At 73.5% G+C, this 11,899-nt stretch carries 9 protein-coding genes; 2 read left to right on the top strand and 7 right to left on the bottom strand.

Annotation, left to right across the window (positions count from 1 at the left end; translation table 11 throughout):
* Positions 1-529: 529 nt before the first annotated feature.
* The 4 genes from ACWEQL_RS36840 to ACWEQL_RS36825 all read right to left on the bottom strand — a co-directional run bounded on the left by ACWEQL_RS36840 (position 530) and on the right by ACWEQL_RS36825 (position 5,928).
* Complete coding sequence (locus ACWEQL_RS36840) at positions 530-1,330, bottom strand: TIGR03936 family radical SAM-associated protein (protein WP_452154992.1); 801 nt, start codon at positions 1,328-1,330, stop codon at positions 530-532.
* 222 nt (positions 1,331-1,552) lie between these two features.
* Positions 1,553-3,481, bottom strand: coding sequence for a TIGR03960 family B12-binding radical SAM protein (locus ACWEQL_RS36835; protein ID WP_452154990.1), 1,929 nt, complete (start codon positions 3,479-3,481; stop codon positions 1,553-1,555).
* Between the two features lie 3 nt (positions 3,482-3,484).
* The gene (locus ACWEQL_RS36830; protein WP_452154988.1) at positions 3,485-4,795 is read right to left on the bottom strand and encodes a hypothetical protein; all 1,311 of its coding nucleotides are present in this window, start codon (positions 4,793-4,795) and stop codon (positions 3,485-3,487) included.
* A gap of 17 nt (positions 4,796-4,812) precedes the next feature.
* Positions 4,813-5,928, bottom strand: coding sequence for a HesA/MoeB/ThiF family protein (locus ACWEQL_RS36825; protein WP_452154986.1), 1,116 nt, complete (start codon positions 5,926-5,928; stop codon positions 4,813-4,815).
* Between the two features lie 117 nt (positions 5,929-6,045).
* Between ACWEQL_RS36825 and ACWEQL_RS36820 the strand changes: the two genes are divergently transcribed.
* Both ACWEQL_RS36820 and ACWEQL_RS36815 read left to right on the top strand, forming a co-directional pair.
* On the top strand, positions 6,046-6,186 hold the full coding sequence (locus tag ACWEQL_RS36820) for a hypothetical protein (RefSeq protein WP_452154984.1): 141 nt from the start codon (positions 6,046-6,048) through the stop codon (positions 6,184-6,186).
* An 86-nt stretch (positions 6,187-6,272) separates the two neighbouring features.
* Entirely contained in the window at positions 6,273-7,568 is a 1,296-nt protein-coding gene (locus ACWEQL_RS36815) for a M14 family zinc carboxypeptidase (protein ID WP_452154982.1), read from the top strand.
* Between the two features lie 65 nt (positions 7,569-7,633).
* Here the strand turns inward: ACWEQL_RS36815 and rodA are convergent, their stop codons facing one another.
* The 3 genes from rodA to mreD form a co-directional block, all read right to left on the bottom strand.
* Positions 7,634-8,833: a rod shape-determining protein RodA gene (gene rodA, locus ACWEQL_RS36810; protein WP_452154980.1), complete on the bottom strand. Its 1,200-nt coding sequence runs from the start codon at positions 8,831-8,833 to the stop codon at positions 7,634-7,636.
* On the bottom strand, positions 8,830-11,079 hold the full coding sequence (gene mrdA, locus ACWEQL_RS36805) for a penicillin-binding protein 2 (RefSeq protein WP_452154978.1): 2,250 nt from the start codon (positions 11,077-11,079) through the stop codon (positions 8,830-8,832). The genes rodA and mrdA overlap by 4 nt, the downstream gene beginning before the upstream one ends.
* A 79-nt stretch (positions 11,080-11,158) precedes the next feature.
* Positions 11,159-11,800 carry a rod shape-determining protein MreD gene (gene mreD / locus ACWEQL_RS36800; protein ID WP_452154976.1) on the bottom strand — a complete coding sequence of 214 codons (642 nt, stop codon included), beginning with the start codon at positions 11,798-11,800 and terminating at the stop codon, positions 11,159-11,161.
* Positions 11,801-11,899 lie beyond the last annotated feature (99 nt).

Below are 11,899 nucleotides of genomic sequence, written 5' to 3'. Positions count from 1 at the left end.
GGTGCCCGCGGGGCGGGACACCGCGCGACGGCGGCGGCGCGGCGGCGCGGCCGACACGTTCTCGCCGCCGGTCACGGCGGATTCGTTCTGGTCCGGAGCCGCATTCTGCTGCGGATCGGTGTTATCGAGCATGCGGGTGGATCTCCCGTCAGGCCCCCGGGCTCCGCATCCGGGCACGGCGGGGCACCGGTGGCCGGCCGGCATCGCTGACGATGCTCGGGCCGAACCCTTTCACGGTGCCGCCGCGCGGACGCGAGGCCGCACAGGGGCTCGTAGTCTCGCTCGGCGCCCCGCGCTCGGCGGGGTGTCGAAAGTCTTCTGGTTCGCCCAGTCTTCTGAGGTTTTCCCAAGCTGCGCCGTCCCCCAACCCCGGGTGGCTCCCGGACGGGGTCCTCGGGCCCGCCGACCGTCCTGGTCGGCGGGCCACAAGAGGCCGGCCTGTGCTTCGACGACGCTCGCTCCCCTGGGGAGCCGCGGGGGCCCGGAGGGCGATCAGGTCCAGTGGTCCTGGACCCGGCCTCTCCTCCCGCTAGGCGGACGCGGTTGCGCGCGGCTCGCCGGCCGCCACAGGGCCGGCGGGGGCCGCGGCGCGGTCGAGCGCCAGCGGGTCGGTCACCGTGCCGGACTCCTCGTCGAGCGGCCCCTGCGCCAGCCTGGTCACCTCTGCGGGGACCGGCGGCGCCAGGTCGGCCGTCGCACGGAGACCGGACAATACGTCGTCGGGTCGTACGGCGGGTGTGGCGTGTCGTACTACCAGGCGCAGTATCGCACAGGGACGGCCGGTCCGAACATCGCGGGGCCCCTCGGCGGGGGTGTCCGCACCACCGTCGACCTGCGACTCGACGATTTCCAGGGCCGCGACCGCGCCGCGCGCGTCGAAGACCCGGATGCCGTTCTTGGTCAGGCGTTCGACCTCGACGCGTTCCTCGGCCAGGAAGACGCCGACCGCGCGGGCCGCCTCCTCCGGGCCGACGCCGTCCAGCCGCACCTGCCACTCGGAGGCCTCCAGGCGCTCCACGAAGTTCGGGGTGCGGACCTCGACCGCGTCGATGATGTCCAGGCCGGTCGGCAGCGACTCGTCCAGCTGCTCGCGCAGCCGTTCCGGGTCGCGGGCCTGCGCCAGGCCGATCTCCAGGTACTCCGCCTCGCTCGCCACCCCGGTGGGGGCGGCGTTGGCGTACGACACCTTGGGGTGCGGGGTGAAGCCGGCCGAGTAGGCCATCGGGACGGCCGAGCGGCGCAGTGCGCGCTCGAAGGCGCGCTGGAAGTCGCGGTGGCTGGTGAAGCGGAGCCGGCCGCGCTTGGTGTAGCGGAGACGGATCCGCTGCACCGTCGGCGCGGGCGGCGGACCGTCGGGCGTACGGCGTGCCAGGGTCGCTCAGTCCTTAGTCAGTTGTCCCCGTCCGGCGCGGCCGATTCCCGCCACTGTCCGGACTCTGTCACCTCAAAGGGTACGCGCCCCCGCACCCCCCTCGCTCCGCCCCTGGTCAACCCCCCGACCACACCGGCCCCCGCCCGGGAAATCCCGGCCGGGGACCGCGATGAACCGGCGCTACTTGTTGACGACCGTCAGCGGCAGCAGCTTCTTGCCGGTGGGGCCGATCTGGATGTCGAGGTCGAGCTGCGGGCACACCCCGCAGTCGAAGCACGGGGTCCAGCGGCAGTCGTCGACCTCGACCTCCTCCAGGGCGTCCTGCCAGTCCTCCCAGAGCCAGTCCTTGTCGAGGCCGCTGTCCAGGTGGTCCCAGGGCAGCACCTCCTCGTAGGTGCGCTCGCGGGTGGTGTACCAGTCGACGTCGACGCCGGTGCCGGCGAGGCCCTTCTCGGCGGAGGCCATCCAGCGGTCGTACGAGAAGTGCTCGCGCCAGCCGTCGAAGCGGCCGCCGTCCTCGTAGACGGCGCGGATGACCGCGCCGATCCGGCGGTCGCCGCGGGAGAGCAGGCCCTCGACGATGCCGGGCTTGCCGTCGTGGTAGCGGTAGCCGATGTTCTTGCCGTACTTGCGGTCGCCGCGGATGGAGTCGCGCAGCTTGGCCAGGCGGGCGTCGGTGGCCTCGGCGGACAGCTGCGGCGCCCACTGGAACGGGGTGTGCGGCTTGGGCACGAACCCGCCGATGGAGACGGTGCAGCGGATGTCGTTCTGGCCGGTGACCTCGCGGCCCTTCTGGATGACGTTCTTCGCCATCTCGCCGATCTGGAGCACGTCCTCGTCGGTCTCGGTGGGCAGGCCGCACATGAAGTACAGCTTCACCTGGCGCCAGCCGTTGCCGTAGGCGGTGGCGACGGTGCGGATGAGGTCCTCCTCCGACACCATCTTGTTGATCACCTTGCGCATGCGCTCGCTGCCGCCCTCGGGGGCGAAGGTGAGGCCCGAGCGGCGGCCGTTGCGGCTCAGCTCGTTGGCGAGGTCGATGTTGAAGGCGTCGACGCGGGTGGACGGCAGCGAGAGGCCGATCTTGTCCTCGGTGTAGCGGTCGGCCAGGCCCTTGGCGATGTCACCGATCTCGGTGTGGTCGGCGCTGGACAGCGACAGCAGGCCGACCTCCTCGAAGCCGGTCGCCTTGAGGCCGCGCTCGACCATCTCGCCGATGCCGGTGATGCTTCGCTCCCGCACGGGGCGCGTGATCATGCCGGCCTGGCAGAAGCGGCAGCCGCGGGTGCAGCCGCGGAAGATCTCGACGGACATCCGCTCGTGCACGGTCTCCGCGAGCGGGACCAGCGGCTGCTTGGGGTAGGGCCACTCGTCGAGGTCCATGACGGTGTGCTTGGACACCCGCCACGGCACGCCGGGGGCGTTCGGCACGACGCGCCCGATCCGGCCGTCGGCCAGGTACTCGACGTCGTAGAACCTGGGGACGTACACCCCGCCGGTCCTCGCCAGGCGCAGCAGCAGCTCGTCGCGCCCGCCCGGGCGGCCCTCGGCCTTCCAGGCGCGGACGATGGCGGTGATGTCGAGGACGGCCTGCTCGCCGTCGCCGACGACCGCGCAGTCGATGAAGTCCGCGATCGGCTCGGGGTTGAACGCGGCGTGCCCGCCGGCGAGGACGATCGGGTCGTCGTCGCCGCGGTCGCGGGCGTCCAGCGGGATGCCGGCCAGGTCGAGCGCGGTCAGCATGTTGGTGTAGCCGAGCTCGGTGGAGAAGGAGAGCCCGAAGACGTCGAAGGACCGGACGGGCCGGTGGGCGTCCACGGTGAACTGGGGCACGCCGTGCTCACGCATCAGCGCCTCCAGGTCCGGCCAGACGCTGTAGGTGCGCTCGGCGAGGACGCCCTCCTGCTCGTTGAGCACCTCGTAGAGGATCATGACGCCCTGGTTGGGCAGGCCGACCTCGTAGGCGTCGGGGTACATCAGCGCCCAGCGGACGTCGCAGGCGTCCCAGTCCTTGACGGTCGAGTTGAGCTCGCCGCCGACGTACTGGATCGGCTTCTGGACGTGCGGGAGGAGGGCCTCCAGGCGTGGGAAGACCGATTCGACAGTCATGTACTAGGAACCCTTACGACGTGATGAGGTGTCGCGCGCATCCGGTCCCGCTCGCGGGGTGGTGGGCGACGGCTGAGAGGGGTGACCCTCAAGGGTAGCCGAATCCGCGCGTCCACCCGGGTGACGCCGGCGGGCCCGGCGGCCGCGCCGGCGGGTGACGGCCCACAGCAGCTGGGTCCCGGCGAGGAGCACGAGGACGAGGAGCGCGTCGAGCCGCTCGGGCCAGGTGTGCCCGGGCCCCAGCCGGCCGGCGGCGGCGCGGATCAGGGCGAGGTCGGCGGGGACGGTGACGGCGGCCAGCAGGGCCAGCGAGGCCGCCGTGCCGACGGCCAGGACGGCGGCGTGGATCCGGACCGCCCGCCGTTCCCCGGCCGGCAGCCCGGCCGTCGGGTCCCCCGTGGTCCGGCGCCGGGTCGCGCGGCGCAGCAGGTGGCGCAGGTAGCGGGCGCCGTCGTCGCGCAGGTCGCGGCAGTGGGTGAGGTCCTGGAGGACGAAGTAGACGTCGGTGCGCAGGAAGACCAGCAGTTGGAAGGGGATCTGGGCGAGCGAGAGCAGGGCGAGGGCGGGCGGGAGGCGGTGGTCGGCGCCGTACGCGGCCGCGGCGAGCAGGGCGGTGGCGGCGACCGCGAGGTTGACGGCGATGCCGGCGAGGTAGCCGGTGAGGCGGTGGCGGCGCGGGGCGAGTTCGATGCCGCTCAGGTCGGTCTGGGCGACCAGGAACTGCATCCGGGTGCCGAGGCCGAGGCGGGCGGGCAGGCCGAGGGCGCGGCCGACGAGCAGGTGGCCGAGTTCGTGCAGCAGGACGAGCAGCCAGGAGACGGCGAGCACGCTGCCGAGGACCAGTCCGCCGCTGGGGTTCCAGAGCAGGTCGCGGTAGCCGGGCAGCAGGGCCGGTTCGCGGACGGCGGCGGCCGTGGCGCCGGTCACCAGCAGGGCGAGCAGGACGGGCGGCAGCGGGCCGAGCACCCAGCGCAGGTGTCGGGGCCGTAGCCGGGCGAGGCTGGGGCGGGGCGGGGGCCCGGCCGGGACGGGGGCGCCGTCGACGGTGCGGACGAAGCCGAGTGCGGCGAGTTCGTGGACGAAGCCGGTGACGTCGACGGGTGGGCCGGCGGCGGCGAGCGCCCGGGCGGTCTCGTCGACCCGGTGGCCGTCGGCGAGCAGCCGGACGGCCCGTACGCCGGTCTCCGGCAGGGCGACGACGACGCCGGTGGCGGTGCGGCCGACCAGCCATTCGGTGCCGTCGGGGCGGATGACGAGGTCGTGCAGCCGCACCCGGCTGCCGTCGGTGACGGTCGCCGCGGTGGTGGTGCTCACGGTCGCCCCGGGGGCGCTCACGGCTGCCCGCACGCGGGGCAGTCGGGGCGGGGTTCGGTCCGCTCGTGCACGGGTTCGCCGGGCAGGGCGAGGTTGAGGCCGAAGCGGACGCCGGGGGCCAGGCGCGGTACGCCGGTGAGGCGGGCGACGACGGCGTGGGCCATCAGCGCGCCGGAGAGGGCGGCGGTGACGGCGGTGGCCGGGTTCCAGGGCATCCGGGGGGTGGCGGGTTCGTCCTGGCCGGGGGGCAGTCCGAGGTCCCGCTCCTCGCGGCCGGCCAGGTGGAGGCATTCCCAGCAGGCGCCCTCGCCGGGCCGGTAGCTGCCGGCGACGGCGAGCGGGCCGCGGTAGCCGCCGTCCACCCAGGGGGTGCCGGTGGCCAGGCAGGCGCGGTTGGTCCAGCGGCGCAGTTGTTCGGGCCGGTCGGCGCAGAGGGCGAGCAGGTCGGGGCGGGGGCCGCGGTCGAGGAGGGTGAGCAGGTCGTCCTCGCCGTCGACGCGCAGTTCCTCGCCGGTGACGGTGATGTCGGAGTTGAGGGCGCTCAGCCGGGTGACCGCGGCGGCGGTCTTGGAGCGGCCGAGGTCGGCCTCGGTGTAGAGCGACTGCCGGTTGAGGTTGGAGAGTTCGACGGTGTCGAAGTCGACGCAGTGCAGGGCGCCGACGCCGGAGGCGGCGAGCGCGGTGGCGAGGGTGGTGCCGGTGCCGCCGAGGCCGAGGACCAGGACCCGGGCGGCGCGCAGCCGCAGTTGGGCGTCCCAGCGGTCGGCGCGGGGGGTGGTGTCCAGCCAGCGGTAGAGGCCGGCGCCCCGGCTGTAGCGCTCCTGTTCGCGCCGGGTGAGGGCGGGCGGCGGTGCGCCGGCGTCCTCCAGGAAGCCGGCGTCGCCGAGTTGGTCGAGGGCGGTGGCGACGGCGGCGGGCCCGGTGTCCGGGTGGCGCCGTACGGTGGCGGCGACCGCCTCGGCGGGGCCGCGGGTGCCGTCCAGCAGTCCGACCAGGGTCCAGACCCAGCCGCCGGGGTCGTCGATCTCGGCGCCGATGCCGTGCACCACTCCGCCGATCCGTACCCGGCCCGCGGTCGTGCGGTAGGCCGCGTGTTCCGGCTTGACCCGGGGTAAGCGCATCCAGCCTGCCACGTGAACACCTCCTGACGTCTCGGTAGCTGCGACGGTTGACATGCTCCGACGGCCCGTGCGGTACTGGCAAGGCACCGTCAGAAATCCCTGTACGCCCACGAATCAAGGGAGTTGACCATGCACGACCGCACCGTCGCCGGCCTCCCCGCCGAGGCCCGCGAGCAGGAGGAGACCCCCCTGACGCGGCCCGCCGCGATCGTGATCCGCCGGTTGGAGAAGAAGGAGACCACCACCGCCAGCAACTCCATCGGCAACTGACCGCACGGCCGGGCCGGTCACCCCGGCCCGGTTGCGGCCGTGGGCGGGCAGACCGGCCCGCCGCGGCCCCCGGACGCAGGAGTGTCATGAGCGACACCGGCCACCGGCTGCGGCCGGCCGGGTCCGTCCCGCCGCCGCGCCGCCACACCGCCCGCTATCCGACGCCCGCCCAGGCCGTGGCCGCCGCCGAGCGGCTGGTGCTGCGCCATCCCGGCCGGTGCCGGCTGCGTGAGGTGGGGCGTTCCCGGGCCGGGCGCCCGCTGACCCTGCTCTCCGTCGACCGGGGCGAGCAGGCGGTGCTGGCGGTCGGCGGCCCGCACCCGAACGAGCCGGTGGGCGTGGCCGCGGCGCTGCGGACGGCGGGCCGGGTGCTGGAGCACGACCCCCGCCCGGGGGTGTCCTGGCACCTGCTGCTCTGTCTGGACCCGGACGGCGCGGCCCTGAACGAGGGTTGGTTGAAGGGTCCGTTGACCCTGGAGCGGCACTACCGGCACTTCTTCCGGCCGGCCTTCGAGGAGCAGCCGGAGCTGCTGCCGCCGCCGGGGTCGGGGCGGGAGCCGATGCCGGAGAGCCTGGCGGTGCTGGGCCTGATCGACGAGCTGCGGCCGGTGCTGCACTGCTCGCTGCACGGGGTGGACTTCGGCGGCGCGTTCGTCCAGCTCACCCGGCCGGTATCGGGTCTGGCCGGGCCGTTCGCCCGTTCCGCGGCCGCCGCGGGCATCCCGTTGGACGTGGACTCCTTCGACGCGCTGGGCTGGGCGAGCCCCGCGCCGGGCACGTACGTGATGCCGGGCGCCGGTGGCGGCCGGGAGGCGCTGCCGGACCGGCCGGAGGATTCCACCTGGTCGTACGCCGGCCGGTACGGCGGGGTGACGGCGGTGCTGGAGGCCCCGATGTGGGCGGTGGACGAGGTAGCCGACGGCCGTCCGCACCCGGCGGTGGGCCCGGCGGTCGAGGAGGCCGCGGCGCTGTTGCTGCGGCGCGGCCGGACGCTGGCCGAGCTGCTGCCGGACGTGCCCCGGCACGCGCGTGCGGCGTACGGGCCGTTGCTGCGCTCCGCCGAGTTCATCCTGGGGGTGTGTCCGGCGCTCGCGGAGGAGATGGCCGCCGACTGGCGCGAGCAGCCGCTGTCGGTCGCCCGGGTCACCACGGCGCGGATCGGCGCCGAGCGGATCCCGCTGCGGGTGGCGGCGATGCTGCTGCGGCTGTTGGCGGACGCGGGCGGTCCGGCCGCGGACGCCGCCCGGGCGCGGGCCGGCGCGGTGGTCGAGGAGTGCCTGGCGGGTCTGCGCCGGCTGGGTGTCCGGTGGGTGCCGGTGGACGCGCAGGTGGGCCATCAGACGCGGGCCGCCCTGGCCGCCGCGGACCGCGTGCTGCGCTGAGCCGTCCCGGCGACGCGTCGGGGCCGGCCCGGGATCACGCCCCGGACCGGCCCCGACGGGAGGGCTCAGGCCGCTATCGGCCGCTGGCCGCGGACCGCCTGGAGCAGCCCGACGGCCACCCAGACGGCGAACATCGACGATCCTCCGTACGAGACGAAGGGCAGCGGGATGCCGGCGACCGGCATGATGCCCAGGCACATCCCGATGTTCTCGAAGGCCTGGAAGGCGAACCAGGCCACGATCCCGGCGGCGACGACGGTGCCGTACAGGTCGGTGGCGTGCCGGGCGATCCGGCAGGCCCGCCAGAGCACCACGCCGAGCAGCAGGATTATCGCCATCGCTCCCACGAAGCCGAGTTCCTCGCCGGCGACCGTGAAGACGAAGTCGGTCTGCTGCTCCGGCACGAACTGGCCGGTGGTCTGGGTGCCCTGGAAGAGGCCCTTGCCGGTGAGCCCGCCGGAGCCGATCGCGATCCGGGCCTGCGCGGTGTTGTAGCCGACGCCGGAGGGGTCCAGCGCCGGGTTGGCGAAGGCCGCGAAGCGGTCGATCTGGTACTTGCTGAGCACCCCGAGCTTCCAGATCGCGACGCAGCCGCCGATGCCCGCCAGGATCAGCCCGAACACCCAGCGGTTGGCCGCGCCGGAGGCCAGCAGGATGCCGAGCACGATGACGGCCATCACCATGACCGAGCCGGCGTCCGGCATCAGCATCACGACGGCCATCGGCAGGGTCGCCCAGACCAGGGCCCGCATCACCGCCCGGTGCGGCGGGAACTCCCGCTCCCCCGCGTCCACCTGTGCGGAGAGCACCACGGCCATGCCGAGCACGATCGCAAGCTTGGCGAACTCGGCCGGCTGGATGGAGAAGCCGCCGCCGAACTGGATCCAGGAGTGCTGCCCGTTGATGGTCGAGCCGAGCGGGCTGAGGGTGACCCCCAGCATCAGGATCACGGCGATGTAGAGGAACGGCACCACCGTGCGGAAGCGCCGGTTCCCTATGGCGATCACCACCGCGCACAGCACCAGCCCGATCATCAGGTTGGTCAGGTGCCGGTACAGGAAGTACTGCGGGTCGCCGTGGGTCAGGTTGTCCCGGCCCCGGGTCGCCGACCAGACCAGCAGCGAGCTGCCCAGCGACAGGACCAGCGCGGCGAGCAGCAGTATCCAGTCCATCCGCCAGATCGGGGAGTCCTTGGCCAGCGCCTTGGAGACCCCGCTGCGCTGCGGTGCGAGCCGCAGCTGGCGGTACGAGCCGTAGGTGCTCATGCCCGGCTCCTTCCGGTGCCCCGGTTGGGCTCCAGCGCGGCGTCGGCCGCGATGAGGACGGTCAGGTCGCCGACCGGCTGCGCGGGGTCCAGGAACACCCGCGGCGCGGAGCCGTCGACGCCCGGGTCGCCGGTGAACGCGGCCGGCTTGATGACCGCGGTGCCGTCCGGGTTGAATTTCGGCAGCTCGGCCTGCGGCTTGGGCAGCAGCGCCTTGCCGCCGTCGATGTTGCCCTTGTCGTCGACGCCGTACAGCGCCTGGTAGATCCGGCGGATCGAGTCACCCGAGCCGCCGGAGCCGGTGCCACCCTGGCTTATCGTCATCACGACCGCGTAGTCGCGGCTGTAGGTGGTCAGGTACGAGGTGGTCTGCTTGCCCTCGACCTCCGCGGTGCCGGTCTTGGCGTGCAGCTCGATCTTGCCCTGCGGCCAGCCGACGCCGGTGAACTTCCAGGCGGCGGTACCGGTGGAGACGACGCCCTCGGTGGCCTGGTCGATGTACTGCAGCGACTTGGCGTCGATCGGCAGCTTGCCGTCCTCGTGCGGGGCGATCTCGCGGATCAGCTCGCCGCTGGGGCTCACCACGGCCTTGCCGATGGTGGGCCGCCAGAGCGTGCCGCCGTTGGCCAGCGCCGAGTAGATGCGGGCCATCTGGAGCGGGGTGACGAGGGTGTCGCCCTGGCCGATCGCGTAGTTGACGGCGTCACCGGCGCGCAGCACGTAGCCGTCGACGCAGTTCTCCTTGGCGATCAGGTCGGCGTACTCCTTGCCGCCCTTCTCCGCCTGCTTGCACCAGGCGTCCTTGTTGGCGTCGTAGAAGGACTGCTTCCACTGCCGGTCCGGCACCCGGCCGGGGGCCTCGGCGGGAAGGTCGACGCCGGTCTTGGTGCCCAGGCCGAACTGGTGGGCGGTCTTGTAGAACCAGTCCTTGGCGTCCTTCTTGGGCTTGATGCCGCCGTCGGCCATCCACTGGTCGTAGGCGAGGCCGTAGAAGACCGTGTCGCAGGAGACCTCCAGTGCCCGGGCCAGCGTGATCGAGCCGTGGCCCTGGCTCTCGAAGTTCTTGAACTCGCGGCCACCGATGGTCAGGCTCGACGGGCAGGGGTAGTTGCCGTTGAGCGCGTAGCCGGCCTGCGCGGCGGCGGCGGTGGAGACCACCTTGAAGGTGGAGCCGGGGGCGGACTGACCCTGTATGGCGCGGTTCAGCAGCGGGTAGTTGGACTCCTTGCTGGTCAGCCCCTGGTAGTCCTTGCCGGAGATGCCGCCCTGCCAGATGTTGGGGTCGTAGTTGGGCGCGCTGGCCATCGCGATGATCCGGCCGGTCTTCACGTCCATCACCACGGCGGCGCCGGAGTCGGCCTCGTAGTTGCGCCTGGTGTTCTTGTCCCAGGTCTTGCGGGCGTCCTCCATGGCCTGCTTGAGGTTGTCCTCGACGACCTTCTGGACCTTGGCGTCGATGCTGGTCACCAGGTTGTTGCCGGCCTGCGGGGGGACGGCGCCGGCGGTGCCGATGACCCGGCCGAGGTTGTCCACCTCCAGCTTGGTGACGCCGGTGGTGCCGCGCAGGTCGCGGTCGTACACCGACTCCAGGCCGGCCCGGCCGATCTGGTCGGCCGGCAGGTAGCGCTCCAGGCCGGTCTTGTCGGCGGTCTTGGAGACCTCCTCGTCGGTGACCGGCGAGAGGTAGCCGAGCACCTGCGCCGCGTTGGCGCCCTCGGCGCCGGTGTAGTGGCGCACGGCGGTGGGCTGGGCGGTGACGCCGGGGAAGTCCTCGCGGCGTTCCATTATCTGCATCGCCTGCTGGGTGGTCGCCTCCTTGGTGACCGGGATCGGCTGGTAGGGCGAGCCGTTCCAGCAGGGCTGCGGCGTCTTGGGGTCGCAGAGCCGGACCTTCTCCTGGACGTCCTTGGCCGGCATGCCGAGCACCTCGGCGAGCCGGGTCAGCACCGCCTTGCCCTTGTCCTTCTGCTGCATCAGGGAGGTCCGGCTGACGGAGACCACCAGTTTGGTCTCGTTGCCGGCCAGGATGCGGCCGGAGGCGTCCAGGATCTCGCCGCGCACGGCCGGCTCCACCACCTCGCGGATGTGGTTGCCGGTCGCCTTCGCGGTGTACTCGTTGCCGCTGCGGATCTGCAGGTACCACAGCCGCCCGCCGAGGGTGGCGAGCAGCGACAGCACCAGGATCTGCAGCACCACCAGACGGATCGTCACCCGCCGGGTACGGCCGGTCTCGGGGATGTTGCTCACGTCTCGCGCGCTCCAGGGTGCGGGGGTTGCGGGTTGTCAGGGGGTACGGGCCGGGGGCGCGCCCGTCGCCGGGGTGCCGCTACGGGCGCTTGGCGAGGCCGAGGCCGCGCCGCTTGCGGTACGTCGGGCCGGCCGACGCCTCCCGGGTGGTGCGGTAGCGGGCCAGCGTGCCGAGGCCGGAGCCGCCGTCGTCGCCGCCCTCGGCCGCCTCCACCGGGCCCTTGCCGAAGCGCCGGCCGACCCACATCACCAGCGGCACCACGAAGGGCGCGAGCAGCAGGTCGTACAGCAGGGCGCTGAGCACCAGGTTGCCGAGACCGACGTGGCGGGCGGCGGTGTCGCCGACCAGGGCGCCGACCATCGCGTACAGCAGGGTGGAGGCGATCGCGGCGCCGGCGACCACCACCAGGGCGCTGGTCACCGAGCGCTGGCGGCCGTGCTCGGGGCGCAGCAGCCCGGCCGCGTACCCCATCAGGCAGAGCACCAGGGCGTAGCGGCCGATGGCGTGATCGGAGGGCGGGGCGAGGTCGGCGAGCAGTCCGGCGGCGAAGCCGACGACGCAGCCGCCGGTGGGTCCGTACACCAGGGCGAGGCCGACCACCACGAGCAGCAGCACGTCGGGGGTGGCGCCGGGCAGTTGGAGCCGGCCGAGGACGCTGACCTGGAGGACCAGGCCGAGCAGGACGAGGACGGCGGCGACGGGGATGCGGGCGAGGCGCATGGCTCAGTTCCCCCCATTGGGCTTGGTGGGCGGGACGGCGGCGGGCGCGGCCGGGGCGGCGGGTGCGGCCGGGGCCGCGGGCGTGGCCGGCGGCAGGAC

The sequence above is a fragment of the Kitasatospora sp. NPDC004240 genome, assembly GCF_053603215.1.
This window is presented reverse-complemented; position numbering and strand designations above follow the sequence as displayed.